The organism is Rhizobium esperanzae (assembly GCF_002204185.1).
GTDB classification, from domain to species: Bacteria; Pseudomonadota; Alphaproteobacteria; order Rhizobiales; family Rhizobiaceae; genus Rhizobium; species Rhizobium esperanzae.
Map to the genome: position 1 here is coordinate 114,214 of NZ_MXPU01000015.1, position 19,360 is coordinate 133,573.

17 protein-coding genes are annotated in these 19,360 nt (G+C 61.5%); 4 read left to right on the forward strand and 13 right to left on the reverse strand.

Translation table 11 applies throughout. The features are described from left to right. The first annotated feature begins 123 nt into the window (after positions 1-123). From B5E41_RS21640 to B5E41_RS21650, 3 genes are all read left to right on the forward strand, one after another. Entirely contained in the window at positions 124-312 is a 189-nt protein-coding gene (locus B5E41_RS21640; protein WP_088395986.1) for a YegP family protein, read from the forward strand. A 268-nt stretch (positions 313-580) separates the two neighbouring features. After that, on the forward strand, positions 581-919 hold the full coding sequence (locus B5E41_RS21645; protein ID WP_088395987.1) for a YciI family protein: 339 nt from the start codon (positions 581-583) through the stop codon (positions 917-919). 7 nt (positions 920-926) lie between these two features. Next, positions 927-2,189: an RNA polymerase sigma factor gene (locus B5E41_RS21650; RefSeq protein WP_088395988.1), complete on the forward strand. Its 1,263-nt coding sequence runs from the start codon at positions 927-929 to the stop codon at positions 2,187-2,189. A 95-nt stretch (positions 2,190-2,284) separates the two neighbouring features. On the opposite strand, the gene B5E41_RS21655 is transcribed toward B5E41_RS21650, so the two are convergent. The 13 genes from B5E41_RS21655 to B5E41_RS21715 form a co-directional block, all read right to left on the reverse strand. Then, positions 2,285-3,316, reverse strand: a complete 1,032-nt coding sequence (locus tag B5E41_RS21655; protein WP_088395989.1) for a peptidoglycan -binding protein — start codon at positions 3,314-3,316, stop codon at positions 2,285-2,287. Between the two features lie 3 nt (positions 3,317-3,319). Next, complete coding sequence (locus tag B5E41_RS21660; RefSeq protein WP_088395990.1) at positions 3,320-4,423, reverse strand: flagellar motor protein MotA; 1,104 nt, start codon at positions 4,421-4,423, stop codon at positions 3,320-3,322. 112 nt (positions 4,424-4,535) lie between these two features. After that, a complete protein-coding gene (locus B5E41_RS21665) occupies positions 4,536-5,336 on the reverse strand; it encodes an inositol monophosphatase family protein (RefSeq protein ID WP_088395991.1) in 801 nt (266 codons plus the stop codon). Between the two features lie 198 nt (positions 5,337-5,534). Then, a complete protein-coding gene (locus tag B5E41_RS21670) occupies positions 5,535-6,632 on the reverse strand; it encodes a protein-glutamate methylesterase/protein-glutamine glutaminase (protein WP_088395992.1) in 1,098 nt (365 codons plus the stop codon). Between the two features lie 8 nt (positions 6,633-6,640). Next, complete coding sequence (locus B5E41_RS21675; protein ID WP_088395993.1) at positions 6,641-7,498, reverse strand: CheR family methyltransferase; 858 nt, start codon at positions 7,496-7,498, stop codon at positions 6,641-6,643. A gap of 29 nt (positions 7,499-7,527) precedes the next feature. Next, positions 7,528-8,010, reverse strand: coding sequence for a chemotaxis protein CheW (locus B5E41_RS21680; protein WP_176439457.1), 483 nt, complete (start codon positions 8,008-8,010; stop codon positions 7,528-7,530). Continuing rightward, the gene (locus B5E41_RS21685) at positions 8,007-9,812 is read right to left on the reverse strand and encodes a methyl-accepting chemotaxis protein (RefSeq protein WP_088395994.1); all 1,806 of its coding nucleotides are present in this window, start codon (positions 9,810-9,812) and stop codon (positions 8,007-8,009) included. The genes B5E41_RS21680 and B5E41_RS21685 overlap by 4 nt, the downstream gene beginning before the upstream one ends. A gap of 214 nt (positions 9,813-10,026) precedes the next feature. Next, the gene (locus tag B5E41_RS21690; RefSeq protein WP_088395995.1) at positions 10,027-11,949 is read right to left on the reverse strand and encodes a methyl-accepting chemotaxis protein; all 1,923 of its coding nucleotides are present in this window, start codon (positions 11,947-11,949) and stop codon (positions 10,027-10,029) included. Positions 11,950-12,215: 266 nt separating this feature from the next. Further along, positions 12,216-13,919, reverse strand: coding sequence for a methyl-accepting chemotaxis protein (locus B5E41_RS21695; RefSeq protein ID WP_088396031.1), 1,704 nt, complete (start codon positions 13,917-13,919; stop codon positions 12,216-12,218). A 31-nt stretch (positions 13,920-13,950) separates the two neighbouring features. Then, a complete protein-coding gene (locus tag B5E41_RS21700; protein ID WP_020922227.1) occupies positions 13,951-14,460 on the reverse strand; it encodes a chemotaxis protein CheW in 510 nt (169 codons plus the stop codon). Next, a complete protein-coding gene (locus B5E41_RS21705; protein WP_088395996.1) occupies positions 14,457-16,508 on the reverse strand; it encodes a chemotaxis protein CheA in 2,052 nt (683 codons plus the stop codon). The genes B5E41_RS21700 and B5E41_RS21705 overlap by 4 nt, the downstream gene beginning before the upstream one ends. Next, complete coding sequence (locus B5E41_RS21710; protein ID WP_011426744.1) at positions 16,505-16,873, reverse strand: response regulator; 369 nt, start codon at positions 16,871-16,873, stop codon at positions 16,505-16,507. The genes B5E41_RS21705 and B5E41_RS21710 overlap by 4 nt, the downstream gene beginning before the upstream one ends. Continuing rightward, entirely contained in the window at positions 16,870-17,199 is a 330-nt protein-coding gene (locus B5E41_RS21715) for an STAS domain-containing protein (protein ID WP_088395997.1), read from the reverse strand. The genes B5E41_RS21710 and B5E41_RS21715 overlap by 4 nt, the downstream gene beginning before the upstream one ends. 338 nt (positions 17,200-17,537) lie before the next feature. Here B5E41_RS21715 and B5E41_RS21720 point away from each other — a divergent pair, with 338 nt between their 5' ends. Continuing rightward, on the forward strand, positions 17,538-19,280 hold the full coding sequence (locus tag B5E41_RS21720; protein WP_088395998.1) for a chemotaxis protein: 1,743 nt from the start codon (positions 17,538-17,540) through the stop codon (positions 19,278-19,280). The last annotated feature ends 80 nt before the right edge of the window (positions 19,281-19,360 follow it).

Sequence of the window (19,360 nt, forward strand, 5' to 3'; positions counted from 1 at the left end):
TCGACGGAAGCGGCGGCTGGACGCTGCGCAATTGATTTCTAATTAAGGTGGTGGAAAAGCTCACCATTTTGGTCTAGCCTTCGCCATGCTGAGGGTTGGAATTCAGCGTTTCGGGAGACATCAATGTATAAATTCGAAGTCTACAAGGATAAATCAGGCGAATTCCGTTTCCGATTCAAAGCATCGAACGGCGAAACCATGTTCAGTTCCGAAGGCTACAAAGCGAAGGCGTCTGCTCTGAACGCCATCGAATCCATCAAGAAGAACTCGCCTGGCGCCGACGTCGTAGACCAGACCAAGGCCGAAGCCTGATCAAGGCGGCAGCAGCGGCTTGAACGCCGCTCTGTCTTTCCGCATCCGCGAGCAAACCGGCGCCTTCGAGCCCGGCCTGTTTGCTTGTGAGCTTAGGCGCCATTCACTTTTTCGCATATTATTTGAAACCCGTGTCGAAATGACCTTTGGCTGCGCCTCATTGTCTCGGAACGGCTGAGCCGCTCCGCCGGCGTCACGGCTTTCGGGATATCCTTCTCCGACATCCGGACGCCTGGATTAACGCCAACAATGAGATCAGGAGTTTTCCATGCAATATGTCCTTATCATTCGCGAAGCCCCAGAAGATTTCGCCCGGCGCGGTGATCCCGTCTATCGCGACGGCTGGATGGCCTACATCAAGGCGATCGGCCAGGCAGGAATCGTGATCGCCGGCGCCGGGTTGACGAGCCCTGAGACCGGCACGATCGTGCGGCGCAAGGGCGAGAATCACGACGTTCAAGACGGCCCCTATCCGGAGGTCAAGGAACAGCTCGGCGGTTTTTACCTGATTGAGGTCCCCGATATCGACACCGCCCTCGAATGGGCGACGCGCGTCCCGATCTCCGACAAGGGCTCGGTCGAAGTGCGCCCGCGCCTGCAGATGTGAGGCCGCGATGCCGCCCGATGCCGGACGCGCCGCCGAACAGGTGGCGCGTCAATCCTACGGCAAGCTGGTCGCCTTTCTCGCCGCCCGCTCGCGCGACGTGCCGGCAGCGGAAGACGCGTTGTCGGAAGCGCTGGCTGCGGCCCTGCGCGTCTGGCCGGAACGCGGCGTCCCCGATAATCCTGAAGCCTGGCTGATGGTCGCCGCACGCCGCAACCTCATGCAGGCGGCCCGCCACCGCTCCGTCCAAGCCAACGCACGGGCGACGATATCGCTTGCCTTCGAGGAAGCGGAGGAACGCATGAACGAGGCCGGAAAATCCGTCTTTCCCGATGAGCGGCTGAAACTGCTTTTCGCCTGCACCCATCCCGCCATCGATAGGTCGGTGCATACGGCGCTGATGCTGCAGACGGTTCTCGGCATCGAGGCGAAAACCATCGCCCGGAGCTTCGTCGTGTCACCGGAAGCGATGAGCCAGCGGCTGGTGCGGGCCAAGGTGAAGATCCGCGAAGCCGGCATTCCCTTCGCCATTCCCCCCGGCCCCGCTCTATCGGGGCGCCTCGCCGCCGTTCTCTCAGCGATCTACGCCGCCTACGGCCTCGGCTGGGACGGCCTCGACGGTGAGGAGGAGCGCCATTCACTCGCCGGCGAGGCCATCTGGCTCGGCCGCGCGCTTCTCACGGTATTGCCCGACGAACCGGAAGCGATCGGCCTCCTTTCCCTCATGCTTCATTGCGAAGCCCGCCGCAGTGCCCGGCGCGACGGCAACGGCCGATATGTACCGCTGGACGAGCAGGATACGGCGGCCTGGAATGCGATCATGATTGCGGAAGCGGATGTGCTGCTGCACAGGGCCGGAGGTTTCGACTGTTTCGGTCCGTTTCAGTGCCAGGCAGCGATCCAGTCCGTGCATGCGGCGCGGCGGTTTTCGGGAGCGACCGACTGGCAGGCGCTGACGACGCTCTACGCCGCACTCGTGACAATGAAGCCGACGCTCGGCGCACGTGTCGGCCAGGCAGCGGTGATCGGCAGGGCGGTGAGCGCGGCCGCCGGCCTGGAGCGGCTCGACACACTCGATCCGCGTGACGTCGTGGCCTATCAGCCCTACTGGGCCGTTCGCGCCTTTCTTCTGGCGCACGCCGGCGACAATATCGCGGCGGCCGATGCCTATATGACGGCGATTGGTCTCAGCGACAGTCCCGCCGTGCGCGACTTCCTCGCCAGCCGGCTGGAAGCAATTCCAGGAAAAGTGCGAAGCGGTTTTCCGTCCTGAATTGCGTAAAACAAAAGTTTAGAGCGGTTCAGCGCTTCCGTGAAAACCTGAACCGCTCACATCTAGAGCAGGTGCGCCAAGCCTCGCCAGGTTGGTCATTTCTCGGTCAGCTTCAGCTCGATGCGCCGGTTGGTGGCGCGCGCATCCGGCGTATCGCCCGGCGCGATCGGCTGGAACTCTCCGAAGCCGGCGGCAACCAGCCGGTCGGCCGGCACGCCCTGGCCGATCAGGAACTTGACGACTGAAATCGCGCGCTCTGAGGAGAGTTCCCAGTTGTCGCGATAGCGGCCGGTCCCGGCGAGCGGCACATTGTCGGTATGGCCGTCGACACGCAGCACCCAGTTGATCTCCGGGGGAATTTCCTTGGCGAGATCGAGAAGAGCGGCGGCGAGCTTCGCCATCTCCGTCTGCCCGTCCGGATTGAGATCGGCGCCGCCCGAGGGAAACAGCACTTCCGACTGGAAGACGAACCGGTCGCCGACGATGCGGATATTCTCGCGATCTGACAGGATTTCACGCAACCGGCCGAAGAAGTCGGACCGATAACGGTTCAGTTCCTGCACGCGCGCCGCCAGCGCCACGTTGAGGCGGCTGCCAAGATCGGCGATCTTGGTCTGCGAGACCCGGTCCTTCTCCTCGGATGCCTGCAGCGCCGCTTCGACCGCGGCGATCTGGCTGCGGAGCGCGGCGATCTGCTGATTCAAGAGTTCGACCTGGCTCAGCGCCCGTTCGCTCACCTGCTTCTGCTCGTCGAGCTCCTGCGTCATCGCGCCAATTCGTTTCTGCGCCGCATCCTGGCCGCCCGTACCGGCGTTCAGCAGCGCCTGAAGCCGCGAGCGGTCGCCTTCGGCCGTCGCGAGCGAAGCCTGCAAATTGGCGACCGCATCCTGGAGATCCTGGTTGCTGCCCTTTTCGAGCGCCAGAAGCTGCGTCAGCTCGTTGATCTGGCTATTGAGGCGATTGAGCACCTCGTCACGCCCGGTGATTTCGCGGCTTAGGATGAACTGCCCAACGACGAAGACCGTCAGCAGGAACATGATCGAAATGAGCAGCGTCGACAACGCATCGACGAAGCCCGGCCAGTAATCCACCGTGCGTTCGCGGCGGCGGCTGCGGGCAAGTGCCATGGCTTACTTGCCCTCGCTCTTTTCTGCATGGCTCGTGCGCTCGCGCAGGCGCTCGGCCCGCTCGCCGCCCCGCTCCTGCAGGCCGATGCGCTCGGCCAGCCGGTCGAGCGTGCGGCGCATGGCTTTCGCCTCGTCCTGCTGTGCCTCGATCCAGTCACGCAGCATCTGCTGCTCGTTGCGCATATTCTTGACCAGACCCTGAATGCCTTCGGCAAGGCTTGCCATGGCAGCGACAGAGCGCTGGTTGCCGACGCCGCCTTCTTCGGAGACTTTGCGCAGATACTCGGAGAGTGCGCGCATGTCGTCCGAGGAAGACCCGGCAACGGCGTCGAGCGCCGGCGCAAGATCGGAGCCGACATCGGTGACCGAGGAGAGCCAGTTTTCCAGCTCCGTATAGAAGCGATTCTGCGCGCGACCGGCCTGAAGGTCGAGGAAGCCGAGAATGAGCGAACCGGAGAGGCCCAGCAGCGACGACGAGAAGGCCTGCCCCATGCCGGAAAGCGGCATGGAAAGTCCCTCCTTCAACGCCGAGAGCACGTCTCCCGTGCCGTTCGAGCCGGGATCGAGCGACTGGATGACGACGCTGATCGAACCGATCGTGCCGATGAGACCCCAGAACGTGCCGAGCAGGCCGAGGAAGACCAAGAGGCCGATCAGGTAGCGCGAAACGTCACGCGATTCGTCGAGGCGGGTGGCGATCGAATCAAGAATCGAACGCAGCGCGGTCGTCGACAGCGCCACCGAGCTCTTGCGGCTGCCGATCAGCGCCCGCATCGGCGCAAGCAGCCGCGGGTTACGGTTGACCTTATCCGCGCTGCCGGCAGCGCGGAAGGAATTGAACCAGCGCACTTCGGGGCGAAGCGCCAGAACGTGATTAAAAACAAGAACGATTCCGACTGCGAGAACGCCGAGGATCAGGCCGTTGAGGCCCGGATTGTGCATGAAGGCGGTCTGCGTCTGCCGAAAGAGGATCGCGGCAATGAACCCGACGATGACGAGGAAAAGCAGCATCGTCCAGAGGAAGGGCATGGGGCTCGAGAGCCTGTAGGTATAACCGCCGGCCGTCTTTTCGGTGGAGCCGATCTCCGCCACATTCACATTTTCCATAGGTTCAGCAGCCTCCGAACTCATTGCTGGCGGAGACTAGAGCAACATTGTGCCGAATTGAAGTATGCCGGGGCGAAAACCGTGACTTTACAACAGCCGGTTTTTCATGCGCTCACTTGGCGGGAATCGGCCGCTTGATGACCTCGATCAGCGCCTTATGGATATGTTCGTTGCCGGCGACGATCGCACCGCCCTCCAGAATGGCCGTTCCGCCATCCCAATCGGTGGCGAAGCCGCCGGCTTCGCGGATGAGCAGGATACCGGCTGCCATGTCCCAGGGCGCAAGCTCCGCCTCCCAGAAGCCATCGAAACGTCCGGCGGCGACATGGGCGAGGTCGAGGGTCGGCGCGCCCAGGCGGCGGATGCCCGCCACTTCGCCCATCACGTGGCGCAGCTCGACCAGGAACTTGCCATGATTGCGCTTGCCGAGCGCGGGCACACCGCAGCCGATGACGCAATCCGACAACACGCGGCGCGCAGCGACGCGCAGCCGCCGGTCATTGAGGAAGGCGCCGCCGCCGCGCTCGGCAGTATAAAGTTCGTCAGTCGCCGGATTGAAGACGACGGCGGCAACGATCTCGCCATTGCGCTCGAGCGCGATTGAGACAGCGAAGGCCGGGATGCCGTGCAGGAAGTTCGTCGTGCCGTCGAGCGGGTCGACGATCCACCGATGCGCGCCGTCGGTGCCCTTGATCTCTTCGCTTTCCTCGCCGAGGAAGCCATAGGTCGGACGCGCCTTCATCAGCTCTTCCCTGACGATCTTCTCGGCCTTGCGGTCAGCGGCGGAAACGAAATCGCCCGGTCCCTTCACCGAAACCTGCAGGTTCTGCACTTCGCCGAAATCACGCCCCAGCGATTTTCCTGCCTTGAGAGCAGCCTGAACCATGACATTGAGAAGAGCTGAACGGGCCATCGGCGCATTTCCTTGGGACTGATACGGGACGCGCGCTGCCAGGGGCGGGAAATGTCCCTGAACATGCATGACAGGCAGCGCTGCAAAGATTGGCGGCCTCAAGACCACAAAATCGCGGAAATTTCAAGGGGAGGCACGCATGGCTGCCCGCAGGTCTGAAAAGCGTCGGCCTTATTTGCCATTGGAACTGGACCGGCCTCAGAACTTCTGTTGGGTTATCAGGACTTCGCGGGCGATCTGATCGAGCGGCAGAATGCGATCGACTCCGCCCCTGGCAATCGCCTCCTTCGGCATGCCGAAGACAACCGAACTCGCCTCGTCCTGAGCCACCGTATAGGCGCCGGCGTCATGCATCTCCAGCATGCCGCGCGCACCGTCGTCGCCCATACCCGTCATGATGATCCCCATGGCGTTGGAGCCGGCCGAACGCGCCGCCGAACGGAAGAGCACATCGACGGAAGGCCGGTGGCGCGACACCAGCGGCCCGGTCTTCACGCTCACATGATAGCGCGCACCCTGGCGCTCGAGCAGCATGTGCCTGTCGCCGGGCGCGATCAGCACATGACCGCGCAGCACCGGATCGCCGTCAACGGCTTCCTTGACCTCGACCTCGCAGAGCCCGTTCAGGCGTTTGGCGAAGGCGGCAGTGAATTTTTCCGGCATATGCTGGACGATGACCATGCCGGGCGCATTGGCCGGCAGTTCCTCCAGGAATTCGCGCAGTGCCTCGGTGCCGCCAGTGGAGGCGCCGACGCAGACGACCATCTCCGTCGTCTTCGCCATGGCGCGGCCCGTCGGCGGCGGCAGCATGGCATCGGCCGTCAGCTTCTTGGCCGGTCCCTCGGCGGAAGCGGAACGAATGGCTCCGGCGGCGCGACGCACGTTGGAAAGTCGCGCGTGCGAGGCGCTCTTGACGACTTCGCGAATGCGCATCGCATCATCGGCAAGACCGTCGGCGGCGCCGATCTTCGATTTCAGAATGACGTCGACGGCGCCGGCCTCCAGCGCCTGGATCAGCGTTTCCGAGCCCGCTTCCGTCAGCGACGAACACATCACCACAGGGATCGGCCGCTGCGACATCAGTTTGCGCAGGAAGGTGATGCCGTCCATGCGCGGCATCTCCACGTCGAGCGTGATAACGTCGGGAATCTCCTCTTGCAGCCTCCGCGCCGCCACGAAAGGATCGGACGCCACTGCCATGATCTCGATATCAGGATCCTGCTCCAGCACATGAGCCAGCGTCTGCCGGACGCTGGCGGAATCGTCGATGATGAGAACCCGGATTTTCTTGCGCATGAATGCCTCTAGATACGCTGAAACACCGTATTCGAGACCTGCTTCAGCGGCAGGTCGAAGCCGGTGATCGATTCGGAATGACCGATGAACATATAACCGCCCTTCGCCAGGCAATCACAGAGACGGCTGAGCACGCCCGCTTGAGTCTGCTTGTCGAAATAGATGAGCACGTTGCGGCAGAAGATGACGTTCATCGAGTCGCCGATCGGATATTTTTCATCCATGAGATTCATGCGGGCAAAGCCAATCTTGCTGCGCAGCTTCGGCGTGATGCGCACTTCCCGCTGATTGGGCTGCTTGGCTGTCAGCACATATTTGCGCTGTAGGTCGCGCGGCACGGGCGCAATCAGATCTTCCGGATAGATGCCCCGGCGCGCGGTCTGCAACACGTCTGTGGAAAGGTCGGTCGCCAGCACGCTGTAGGAGACATCGTTGCGGCCTTCGGTGAACTCGGCCAGCACCATCGCCATCGTGTAGGGTTCTGCTCCCGTCGAGCAAGCCGAGCTCCAGGCGCGGATGGTCCGCACGCCGCTATTGACGATCGCCGGCAGCGCGACGCTCTGCAGATAGTCGAAATGCTTTGCTTCGCGGAAGAAGTCGGTCTTGTTCGTCGTCACCACATCGATCAGGTATACGGTTTCTTGGGCGAGGCCATCGTTATTGAACAGGAAGTCGCAGTAATCGTCGAAGGTCGAGTGGTTGGTCGCGCGAAGGCGGCGTCTCAGCCGCCCTTCAAGCATCGTCAGCTTTGTCGGCGGCATCTTGATGCCGCTATAATCGTAAATGAACCGGGCAAGCTTGTCGAAATTGCGCTTGCTGATCCGGTCGCCGGGCAATTGGGTTTCGACCGCTGCTGGCATACTCATGGAACGCGTTTCTCCGGGTTGACGCGCGGTCAGGCCGCCGATTGCAGTGCAGAAGCATCCTCGCGCGACAAGAGCCGTGCAAGATCGATGATGACGACGAAGCCGTTTTCACGGCGAACGATGCCGGCAATATAGTCCGAGCGCCAGCGCACGCCGATGTCGGGCGCCGCCTCGATCTGGTCGCGCCGGAACGGCGTGACCTCGAAGACGCGGTCGGCGACGAGGCCCAGCGTCAGGAGCCGACTCTCCATCGGTACGTCGAGGACCAGCACCCGTGTGTGCGGCGTCGGCACGGTCTTGGTCATGCCGAGCTTCAATCGAAGATCGATGGTCGGCACACCTTGCCCGCGCACGTCGCGCAGGCCGAGCAGATAGTCGGGACCGTTCGGAATTTTGAAGGCTTCCGCATAGTCGAGGATTTCCCGTACGACCTCAACCGGCACGGCGAAAATCTCGTCGCCGAGGCTGAAGGTCACGAATTGCGCTTCCAGAGATGTGGTGGCCATGATCATGCGCTTTCCTTGAATTCAGCGTCCCCATCATCGGGGCCGCCCATGGAGAGATCGAGAGCGAAACCTTTCACCCGCGCCTGTTGACCGGCAACGCTGTTGGCCGGTTTCTTTGCGGCAGGCTTGCGGACGGAGCCCTGAGCCGGACTGCGGACCGTCATTCTGGCGGCCGGCGTGCGGGACTGGCGGTTGCCGGCCGCATCGACCTTGAAGAAGGCGATCGAGGCCTGCAGTTCCTCGGCCTGGGAGGCAAGTTCCTCGGAGGTCGCAGACATCTGCTCGGAGGCACCGGCGTTCTGCTGCGTCACCTTGTCGAGCTGTTGGATCGCTTCATTGATCTGGGCCGCACCGACGTCCTGTTCGCGGCAGGCGGCGCTGATTTCGGAAACCAGCTCCGCAGTCTTACGTATGTCGGGCACCAGGCGGCCGAGCATGTCGCCGGCTTCCTGGGCGGCCTTGACCGTATCGCCCGACATAGAGCTGATTTCGGCCGCCGCCGACTGGCTGCGCTCAGCAAGCTTGCGCACCTCGGAGGCGACAACGGCAAAGCCCTTGCCGTGTTCGCCGGCGCGTGCGGCTTCGACGGCGGCGTTCAGCGCCAGCAGGTCGGTCTGCCGGGCGATTTCCTGGACGATGCTGATCTTGTCGGCGATGGTCCGCATCGCCTGCACGGCGCGCGAAACGGCTTCGCCGCTCATCTCCGCATCCTTGGCCGACTGGCGAGCGATCTTTTCTGTCTGGTCGGCATTGTCGGCGTTCTGCTTGATATTGGCGGCCATCTCCTCCATCGAGGCGGAAGCCTCTTCGGCGGAGGCTGCCTGTTCGCTGGCACCCTGCGACACCTGTTCGGAGCTTGCCGAAAGCTCTTGGCTGCCGGACGAGACGTTCTCGGCGGCCGAAATCGCGTCCGCGACGACGCCGCGCAACCGCTCGACCATCTGTTCCAGGGCGAGGCCCAGCGCATCCTTGTCGGAGAGCGGCTTCGGAGACACTGTGAGATCGCCGCTTGCAATCTGCGTGGCGATCTCCGCCGTCTTGCGGAGATTCTCCGTCATCACGTTGATGGTGTTCACCAGATCCCTGATCTCGTCATTGCTCTTGATTTCGACCTTCTGGTTCAGGTCGCCGATGGCGACGGCGCTCGCAACGTTCATGATCTTGCGCAGGCCGCTGTTGACACCGAGCGCGATCCAAAGCGCAGCGCAGAAAGCGATGAAGGAAGCCCCGATTGCGATACCGATCAACATGTTCTTCGTTGAGTTATAAAGAGCATCGGTATCGCTATCGGCTTGCGCCATCGACTTTTGCTGAAGTGCAACGAGTCTCCCGAAAACATCTTCCATTTCCCCGACGAGGGCACGAACCTCGCCCGAGGAAAGTGCCGCGGCCCCTGCTCTGTCGCCGCTTTGCTGGATGGAGGCGACTTTGTTGGAGCCCTCATCGAAGCGCTTGGCCAGTTCGATCAGCCTATCCCAGAGCGGCTTACCTTCGACAGTTGCGATCTGTAGGCCGCTTGTCGCGAAGCTGAGCATTTCATCCACGCTTTTCGCCGCATTCTGGTAGTTCTTTTTGACGATTTCAGAATCTGTTTCCAGAAGCGCGTTCTTCTGCCAGCGGACGGCATTGAGCTCGGCAGTTTGTGCTTCCAGAGCCAGTTCCAGCCTTTTTGCGGGACCGGAAATAAGGTTGCCGATGGCGTCGTTCAGTGAACTGAGGCTCAGGATTCCATAGACCGCGCTGCCCACCAGCAAGAGGATGACAAAGCCGAAGGCGGCTGCGAGTTTAAGTTTGATCGTGATACGCATCTCAATATTCCTCTCGGAGAGCGAAGCAAAATATGGCCCAGGTGGCGCGGCGTCATGCAGCAAGGAAAATTCCGTCCGGCGACAACCCCACGCCGGCCATCAATGGACTTCCGTGTGCTCCCCCGGCGTCGAAAGTCTTTGTCACGGGCCGTACCGACCGGCCCATGACAGTTGTGAAGGGAGATAGAGCTCATGGGCTTTCCCCGAGAGGCGCCTAGGCGCTCTCCCTGAATTCATCGTCACCGGCGTCCGGGCCGCCCATCGACATATCGAGGGCAAAACCCTTCACGCGGGCCTGCTGGCTGGCAACCGTATTCACCTGCGCAGTGCCGGCCGTTTTGCGGGGAGCGGCCTGAGCCCGACTACGGGCAGCGGGTTTTGCAGCCGGCACCCGATCACGGCGTGCACCCGCATTGTCGACTTTGAAGAAGGCGATAGACGTTTGTAATTCTTCCGCCTGAGCGGCGAGCTCCTCGGAGGTTGCCGACATCTGTTCGGAGGCGCCGGCATTCTGCTGCGTCACCTTGTCGAGCTGCTGGATCGCCTCATTGATCTGGGCTGCACCGATATCCTGCTCACGGCAGGCGGCACTGATCTCGGAAACGAGTTCCGCCGTCTTGCGGATATCAGGCACCAGGCGCCCCAGCATTTCGCCGGCTTCCTGGGCGGCTGTCACGGTGTCGCCTGACATGGCGCTGATTTCGGCAGCGGCCGACTGGCTGCGTTCGGCAAGCTTGCGCACTTCCGAGGCCACCACGGCAAAACCTTTACCATGCTCGCCGGCGCGTGCGGCTTCGACGGCAGCGTTGAGAGCCAAGAGGTCGGTCTGACGGGCGATCTCCTGCACGATGCCGATCTTCTGGGCGATCGTGCGCATGGCGTCGACAGCCCGCGTTACCGCTTCGCCGCTGGCTTCCGCATCCTTGGCGGATTGACGAGCGATCTTCTCCGTCTGGGCGGCGTTGTCGGCATTCTGCTTGATGTTGGAGGCCATCTCCTCCATCGAGGCGGAAGCTTCTTCGGCCGAAGCCGCCTGCTCGGTCGCGCCCTGCGACACCTGCTCGGAACTTGCCGAGAGCTGCTGGCTGCCGGAGGAGACGTTCTCGGCGGCCGAAATCGCGTCCGCAACCACACCGCGCAATCGCTCGACCATCTGCTCCAGCGCAAGGCCCAGTGCATCCTTGTCGGAAAGCGGCTTCGGAGACACGGTGAGATCGCCATTGGCGATCTGGTTGGCAATCCCCGCCGTGGTCCTCAGATTGGCGATCATGCTCTGCATCGCAATCCCGAGCGTGTCCTTGTCCGAGAGAGGCTTGGCATCGGTGGTCAGGTCGCCCATGGCGATCTGGTCGGCAAGGGCGGCGGTCGCGCGCAGATTGGCGGTCATGGTGTTGACCGTATCGATGAGATCCTTGATTTCGTCATTGGTCCTGACGTCGACCTTCTGATTGAGATCGCCGATTGCGACGGCGTTTGCGACGCTCATGATCTTCCTCAGACCGTTGTTGATGCCGAGCGTGATCCACAATGCGGCGCCGAGCGCCACGAGCACGGCGAGCCCGGATGCCGTGGTGAGGATGAGCTTGGTCGAGTTGTAAAGATCGGTGTTCGATTGATTGGTCGCTTGCATACCTTTGCGCTGAATCTCGGTAAGGGCGGCAATCGCGTCGCCCATGTCGCCGGTCATCGCCCGGAGATCGCCAAGTGAAAGCGCCAGCGCGCCTGCCTTGTCCCCCCTGACATCGAGTTGCTGCAGCTCGGCGGATTTCTCGCGGAATTTCCCGCCAACACTCCGCAGCCTCTCCCAATGTGGCTTGCCTTCCGGAGAGGCGATGGCCAAGCCGGCGTCGACAGCGTCGAACATGGCCTGTAGATTCTGATCGGCCTCTTTGTAGAAATCGGCGGCGGTGTCGGGATCAGTGGAAAGCAGCGCGTTCTTCTGAGCCCGAATGGCGTTAACTTCGGCGATGTTGGCGTTCAGCGCCAGTTCCAGCCGGCGCATGGGGCCGTCGATCATGTTGCCGCTCGCCTCGTTCAAAGTGCCGAGGCTGAGGCTTCCATAAACTGCAATGCCGATCAGCAGCAGCGTCATGATCCCGAAAGCGAGACCCAATTTCAGTTTGATGGTGAAACGCATGTGATACCCCGTTCTATGCGCAAAACGATTGGATAGAGAGACGTTCCAGTCCAGGGAACGCCGAACTTCAGAGTGATGTGTCTGAAAGAGGGAAAGCGACTACATTCACTTCCCGGCAGCCGGACATCTATCGGTCACAGCGCCAACGCCTACACGCGTTGGGGATATTCCGCCTCGGGCCACCGGCGCGGCCCGAGATATCCGATGAGGGCGAAGGCGCCCAGGTGCCTCGCCGGGGAAACGCTATGCGCGTCCCCAGGAAGCGCCTACGCGCTTTCCCGAAAATCGTCGTCACTGGCGTCCGGACCGCCCATCGACATATCGAGAGCAAAGCCCTTGAGACGCTGCTGCTGAGCCGAAACCGTCTGACCGCGGCCCTGGCTTTGGGCCTGCGGTGCAGACTTGTGGGCCGGGGCCTTGACCACCTTGGCTGAGCCGTTCGCCGGCTTCTTCTGGGCGCCGGACCGCGTGCTGCCCGTCGTATCGACCTTGAAGAAGGCGATCGACGTCTGCAGTTCTTCCGCCTGGGAAGCGAGCTCCTCGGAAGTTGCCGACATCTGTTCGGAGGCGCCGGCATTCTGCTGCGTCACCTTGTCGAGCTGCTGGATCGCCTCATTGATCTGGGCTGCACCGATATCCTGCTCACGGCAGGCGGCGCTGATCTCGGAGACGAGTTCAGCCGTCTTGCGGATATCAGGCACTAGGCGGCCGAGCATCTCGCCGGCATCGGCGGCGGCCTTGACGGTATCGCTCGACATTGAGCTGATTTCAGCTGCGGCCGACTGGCTGCGTTCAGCAAGCTTGCGCACTTCCGAGGCGACCACCGCAAAACCCTTGCCGTGTTCGCCGGCGCGTGCTGCTTCGACTGCGGCATTGAGGGCCAGCAGATCGGTCTGACGGGCGATCTCCTGCACGATACCGATCTTCTGGGCGATCGTGCGCATGGCGTCGACAGCCCGCGTTACCGCTTCGCCGCTGGCTTCCGCATCCTTGGCGGATTGACGAGCGATCTTCTCCGTCTGGGCGGCGTTGTCGGCATTCTGCTTGATGTTGGCGGCCATCTGCTCCATCGAAGCGGAGGCCTCCTCGGCGGACGCGGCCTGCTCCGTGGCGCCCTGCGACACCTGTTCCGAACTTGCCGAAAGCTCCTGGCTGCCGGATGAAACATTTTCGGCGGCCGAGATCGCGTCGGCGACGACGCCCCGCAGGCGTTCGATCATGATGTTGACATTGCCGAGAAGCTCGCCGATTTCATCATGGCTGGTGATTTCGGCCATTTTTGTCAAGTCGCCTTCAGACACTTCGCGAACCACGGTGTTGGCGCGGCCGAGGCCTTTGCTGATCGTGCTGGCGATCCAGAAGGCGGTCATCGCGGCAATCAGTAGTGCTACGGCAGCGACAGCGATCATCGTCGTGCGTGTCGTCTCATACTGTGCGTCGGCACCGGCGTCGGCGGCCTTCATGCGCTGCTTCTCAAGCGCCAGAATTTCGGCGAGTGCCGAGTCGATCCCGTTGGCGGAAGCGCGCGCCGTCGTGATGGAGATGGTGTTCGCGCCTTCCGTGTTGCCGGTCTTCACATAGTCACGGATCTGATCGTCAGCTGCGTTGAATGACTTCGAAAATTCGGCAATACGAGCCCAGCGCGCCTTGCCTTCTTCCGTGGCAAGCGTCAGCACTTGATTGAAGGCGTCACTGAAGTCCTTGCGGGCCTGGTTGCCCTTGTCGATCGCCGCGGCCGCTTCATCGGCGCTACGGGCGTTGAGCAGGTTCTTCTGCTGGCGGATGGCTTCGAGCTGCGCGATGTTGATCTGCTGCGCAAGATCGAGGCGGGCTGCCGGGCCGGCAAGGAGATTGCCAATCGTATCGTTCAGCGATCCAAGGCTGAAGATACCGTAAGCGGCGGTGCCCAGGAGCATAAGAATGATGAAGGTGAACGCGGTCACTAGCTTCGTCTTGATTGTCAGTCGCATCGGCATTAACCCCAAGTTGAATCCATCTGCGTCAGTTGCCGGCTCCCGCCGCATCATGCCTGGATGAAAAAATCGCCTGCAGATTCGGGAGAATGATGAATTCGCCACCCCTCTTCACCAGGCAGTTGATGTAGTCGGCGCGCCAGCGCATGCCGACGCTCGGTGGTGCCTCGCTCGAGGTTTTTGCGAGCGTCGTCACCTCGTTCACCTTGTCGGTTCTGAGGCCGACGAGCGTCGGCTCGCCCTGCAGATCGATCTCGATGACGATGAAGCGGCTGTCGATCGTCGCTTCAGCCGCCTCCATCCCGAAGGCGAGACGCAGGTCGGCGAGCGGAATGACCTTGCCTCGAAAATTGATGACGCTGGCGACGAAGGGTTGGCTTCCGGGCACCGCCGTCTCCGGAAGCAGGTCCAGGATTTCCTGGACGATGGCCGCCTCCAGCGCAAAGGTCTCGCCATTGAGATCGAAAGTCAGGACCTCGACTTCCTCGGCATAGCTCCAATGATTGTCGAAGCGTTCGAGTGCTGCTGTTGCATTCATCCTGCTGCCCGCAATTGCGCCTCCTGTTGCTGACCCGCGGCAACCAGGTGCCCGACGTCGAGAATGAGAGCGACGCTGCCGTCGCCGAGAATGGTGGCGCCGGAAAAGGTTGCCACGTCGTTGTGCAATTTCGACATCGACTTGATGACCGTCTGATGGTCGCCGATGATCTGATCGACGACGAGGCCGACGCGCTCCGTGCCGGTCGAAATTACCACAACCTTCTGGTGCACGTCGGGTTTCGTGCCGGTGCGGAAAAGGTCGCGCAGGCGCAGGAACGGCACCAGGCTGTCGCGCAGCGAGATGAAGCTGCGGCCGCGCGAGCGCAGATCCTCCTCGAGCGACAGTTCGAGGCATTCCTCAACAGCGGAAAGCGGGATGACGTAACGGCCCGAGCCGACACGCACCAGCAGTCCGTCGATAATGGCAAGCGTCAGCGGAATGCGCAGCGACACTTCCGAACCCTGTCCGGGCATGCTGACGATATCGATTGCACCGCGAAGTTCTTCAACCGTCTTCTTGACCACGTCCATGCCGACACCGCGGCCGGAGAGATTGGTGATCGCGGCGGCCGTCGAAAAGCCGGGAGCAAAGATCAGTTGCAAGAGCTCGGGGTCCGAAAGCGGTTGACCCGGATGGATGAGGCCGGAGGATTCCGCCTTGGCGCGGACCCGATCACGATTGATGCCGCGGCCGTCGTCCTTGATCGAGATAATCACCTCGCCACCGGCCTGACGGGCCGAAAGTGTTATCGTGCCGGCTTTGGCCTTGCCGGCGGCAAGGCGGTCGGCGGGCACTTCGAGGCCGTGATCGATCGAGTTGCGCACCAGGTGCACCAGCGGATCGGCCAGGCGCTCTATCACCGTTTTGTCGACCTCCGTGCTCTCGCCCTCCATCACCAGCTCGATCGCCTTGCCGGTCTCGCGGGCAAGATCGTGGACGAGACGGCGGAAGCGGGAAAAGAGGGTCGCAACGGGCACCATGCGCAGCACCATCATCGTATCGCGCAATTCGCCGGACAGACGCTCGATTTCTTCCGAGACGGATCGTAATGCAATATCGGTGCTGGCGCTGGCGAGCTGGCTGAGACGCGATTGCGCGATGACGAGTTCACCGACGCGGTCCATCAGTTCGTCCAAGCGCTCTGCCGGGACGCGCACGTTTTCGGCAGCCTTCGCCTGGCTGGCGGCGGGTGCCTCACGCTTGACGGGGACCGCTTCGACGGGACGAAATTCCTGCACGGGGACCACCGGGACAGGCGGTGATGATACTGAGGCGGCAGCGGCAGGCGCCGGCTTTGCCTCGACCGGAGCAGCCATTGCCGCTGCCGCGCCGTCGATCTCCTCGATGCTGAGTTCCATGTCGTCGAGCACGAAGATGAAGACGTCGTCGATCGCCGAACGGTCCTGCTCGCTCATCAGCGTCACATCCCAGGAAATGTAGAGTTCCGTCGGAGTAAGCTCGTCGAGGGGCGGAATGGCCGAAGTGTCAGCGCGCACGGTGCATTCTCCGAGATCGCGCAGTTCGTCCAGCAGACCGAGCGGATTAGTGCCGTTGGCCATCGAATTGGCCGGCAGGCTGAAGCGGATGCGCCAGCCGTTCTTCGCCTTCTTCGCCGACGCCTCTTGCACGGGCGCTGCGACGGCGGCTGTCGCTGTGGCGGGCGCCGCAGCCTTGGCGCCGACCGCAGCCTGCAGCTGTGCCAGAAGCTTATGCCCGGTGTCGCCGTGATCGGCGTCGGGCTGGTCGACGAGGGCACGCATATGGTCCTGGGCGGCGAGAACGGCGGCGACGAGTTCGCTGGTCGCCCCGACCTCGCCCTTTCGGACGCGGTCGAAGGCGGTTTCGCAATGATGAGTAAAGGCCGCAAGCGCCTCGAAACCGAACATCGCGCCCGATCCCTTGAGCGTGTGAAGCCCGCGGAATACCGCGTCGACGAGATCCTTATTGTCGAGTTGGTGAGTGAGGTCGAGAAGACCGGCCTCGATTGCTTCGAGGCATTCGGCAGCCTCCATGCGGAATACGGCAACGGGATCGAGCGTGCTCATCTTCCTAAGACCTTCTTGACGATCTTTACGAGATTTTCCGGGTCGAATGGCTTTGTCAGCCAGCCGGTGGCACCGGCGGCCTTGGCGCGGGCCTTGAGATCGGCGTCCGATTCCGTCGTGAGAAAGATAATGGGGACGCCTGCCTGCGCCGGCAGCTTGCGCAGTTCCTCGATCATCGTCAGCCCGTCCATGACAGGCATGTTGAGATCGGTCACGATCAGATCGAAACTGTTGCTCTTTGCCGCCGCGAGGCCTTCCGCTCCGTTGACTGCTTCGGTGACGCTGTAGCCGGCATTGGTCAGCGTAACCTTTGTGGTCAGGCGGATGCTGGCGGAATCGTCTACCGTCAGGATGTTGGCACTCATAACGTCACCTCTTTGTGCAACCAGAACTTTAAGTCTTCTTGATCGAAGGATTCAATGAAACCGGCGCGCTCAAGTACCTTCAGAACATTGCCGGTCACGGGAGAAGAAAGATTGAACCTCTTTCCATCAATTGATGCTTGGCGACGCGCTGCTTCAATAAGTTGAATGAAACTCAGGTCAGCTTCAGCACCAGAGGGGACGCTGAGAAAAATTTCATACTTACTAGAAAATTCTTCACTAAGCTTGGAATGTATTTCAGCCATACTGCGAATGCTTAGCGCGTCCGGCAAATTTATAGATTCACAATATTGTTTCTGAGTATCCAATGCAGCCTCCTGGGCCTGAGAAATACTTGCTACCCTAAGAGGACTCTCACGACAGCGTTAATGCAGCGTAAACAGAGGTTGTAGAAAACTGTCGTATAACGCGGACCGCGACTCCTAGTTCTCATCCAGGATAAGTTGTATTTGTCTAGAAATTTAGAAAAATAACAAAGTGAAAACATGGCCTTAAATAATCTCTTTTGGCTGGGAACTTTATGGAGCCGCTCCTTCACACCTTTCATTAATCACAACGCAGGCGAGTCTCGCGCGTTTACCTGACATTTCCATTCTGCCCGTAAAAATAGAGTCAAATGGCCTGCGTTTTAAGAAAAGGTATAGATGTGGCACACGCTCTGGTATCATCCGACGCAGCAGCCGACAGATCGGGGCGGGGGATCACCCAGACCCTGGAATCTGCCCGCAGCCAAGTCGAGGAGCGCTTCCTCGAGGGCGGCTCGGTGCTGCTGTCGGTGATGGATGTCCTGAACCGCCTGCTGAATTCGCTCGAAAGTGTCGCCAAGGCACTCGACGACAAGGAGGCGAGCGACACCAGCGCCGATCTCCGTGCCACGGTGGAAAGCCTGACTGCATTGCCGGTCAGCGAAGAAAACCGCCAGCAGGCGCTCATCTTGCTGGCGCAAACCGGCAGGGAACTGCGCAAGCACGTCGCCGACATGCAGGAGACCATGCGTTATCTCAGAACCTTTGCCGTGACCGTAAAGATCACCGGCGCCGGCCTTGCCGAATTCGCGGGCTTTGCGCAGGAGATTTTGGAACGAATCTATTCGGGCACTGACGAGGTCAATCGCTTCGCCGCCCATCTCGACAGCCTCGAGAAAGAGGTCAAACTCGCCGCATCCTTCGGGGTCAGCGTTTCCAAAGGCTACGCCGATACCGTTCCCGCCGTCGCCCGAGCCCTGCGCGACGATGCTGCCAAAATCGCCGAACATCGCAAGAACCTCGGGGTCATCGCCCGTGAGGTCGGCGCGATCGCACGCGGCGTCCAGAGCAAGGTCAGCTCGACTCTATCGGCCCTGCAGATCGGCGATATCACCCGTCAGCGCATCGAACATGTACAAGCAACCTTTTCGCTGCTTGAAGACTTCCTCGCTGGCGAAGATGGCGCCAGGCTCGACGCCGGTGCGCGCCAGCGTCTTCAGAATGTCGTTCACCATCTGACCGCGGCGCAGATGAGCGACATGTGCGTCAATTTCCAGCGGGAGTCTGAGAACGTCGTCAAGACGATCGCGAGTTTCGACTACGACATGCAGGAAATCCTCAAGCTGCGCGATCAAATGGGTATGGAAAGCGGCGAAGCCGGCGGCAATTTCATGCGCGCGCTGGAATCCAGCGTTTCCGCCGCTCACGAGATCGTCAAACAGGTCGACGCAGCAAGTCGGCAGGCCGATCAGGTGAGCCATTCGACGATCCGCACGGCCGCCAAGCTTTCCGAAGCCATCGCCAACATCCGAGCGGTCAAGACCGACATTCATTACATGGCTTTGAATACCAACCTGCGCTGCAGCCGGCTTGGCGAGGCAGGCAAGTCGATCAACGTCGTCACCGCCGAGCTCCGCATCTTCGCCGGCAAGCTCGATGAATCCGCCGACGCCATCGTCAACGGCCTGCCGGCGCTCGAAGCCGCCGCCGGACGCGTGGCTCCCGCCACAGACGCCGCGGCCGGCGGACTGGGCGAGAGCCTGACCTCGGCCGTCGACAACATCCGCTCCGCGGCCAATGTCATGGAAAAGGAGCTGAAGGTGCTCGCCGAGAACGGCCGCGAAGTCGCCGCCAAGATCGGCCTGCTGATCGGCAAGCTCGACTTTCAGCACGAACTCGGCGATGTCCTTGCCCGCTGCGCCAATGTGCTCGAAGACGTCGCCGGCACCGATGTCGCCGATATCTCCGATTTCGCGGAGGCCATCGCACCGCTCGACCGTAAGATCTTCAAGCTCTACACGATGGTCCAGGAGCGTAACATTCATCGCGACATCATCCCGGCGGGCGAGGAAAGCATTCCAGCGCCCGCCGAGACCACCAAAGCCGAAAACGACGAGGATCTTTTCGCCGACGCGCTGTTCTAGAGCATGTCTCGCAAAGCTGTGCAGCGGTTGTTTTGCGATAAAGACATGCAGAAAAACAAGGCCCGAAAGCACGATACGCG

Coding starts and splice junctions, on each gene's coding strand:
- B5E41_RS21705 (WP_088395996.1), bottom strand. CDS start 16,508: ATGAGCACGCTCGATCCCGTTGCCGTATTCCGCATGGAGGCTGCCGAA.
- B5E41_RS21670 (WP_088395992.1), bottom strand. CDS start 6,632: ATGCGCAAGAAAATCCGGGTTCTCATCATCGACGATTCCGCCAGCGTC.
- B5E41_RS21650 (WP_088395988.1), top strand. CDS start 927: ATGCCGCCCGATGCCGGACGCGCCGCCGAACAGGTGGCGCGTCAATCC.
- B5E41_RS21665 (WP_088395991.1), bottom strand. CDS start 5,336: ATGGCCCGTTCAGCTCTTCTCAATGTCATGGTTCAGGCTGCTCTCAAG.
- B5E41_RS21640 (WP_088395986.1), top strand. CDS start 124: ATGTATAAATTCGAAGTCTACAAGGATAAATCAGGCGAATTCCGTTTC.
- B5E41_RS21660 (WP_088395990.1), bottom strand. CDS start 4,423: ATGGAAAATGTGAATGTGGCGGAGATCGGCTCCACCGAAAAGACGGCC.
- B5E41_RS21690 (WP_088395995.1), bottom strand. CDS start 11,949: ATGCGTTTCACCATCAAACTGAAATTGGGTCTCGCTTTCGGGATCATG.
- B5E41_RS21645 (WP_088395987.1), top strand. CDS start 581: ATGCAATATGTCCTTATCATTCGCGAAGCCCCAGAAGATTTCGCCCGG.
- B5E41_RS21655 (WP_088395989.1), bottom strand. CDS start 3,316: ATGGCACTTGCCCGCAGCCGCCGCCGCGAACGCACGGTGGATTACTGG.
- B5E41_RS21675 (WP_088395993.1), bottom strand. CDS start 7,498: ATGAGTATGCCAGCAGCGGTCGAAACCCAATTGCCCGGCGACCGGATC.
- B5E41_RS21685 (WP_088395994.1), bottom strand. CDS start 9,812: ATGCGTATCACGATCAAACTTAAACTCGCAGCCGCCTTCGGCTTTGTC.
- B5E41_RS21680 (WP_176439457.1), bottom strand. CDS start 8,010: ATGATCATGGCCACCACATCTCTGGAAGCGCAATTCGTGACCTTCAGC.
- B5E41_RS21695 (WP_088396031.1), bottom strand. CDS start 13,919: ATGCGACTGACAATCAAGACGAAGCTAGTGACCGCGTTCACCTTCATC.
- B5E41_RS21710 (WP_011426744.1), bottom strand. CDS start 16,873: ATGAGTGCCAACATCCTGACGGTAGACGATTCCGCCAGCATCCGCCTG.
- B5E41_RS21700 (WP_020922227.1), bottom strand. CDS start 14,460: ATGAATGCAACAGCAGCACTCGAACGCTTCGACAATCATTGGAGCTAT.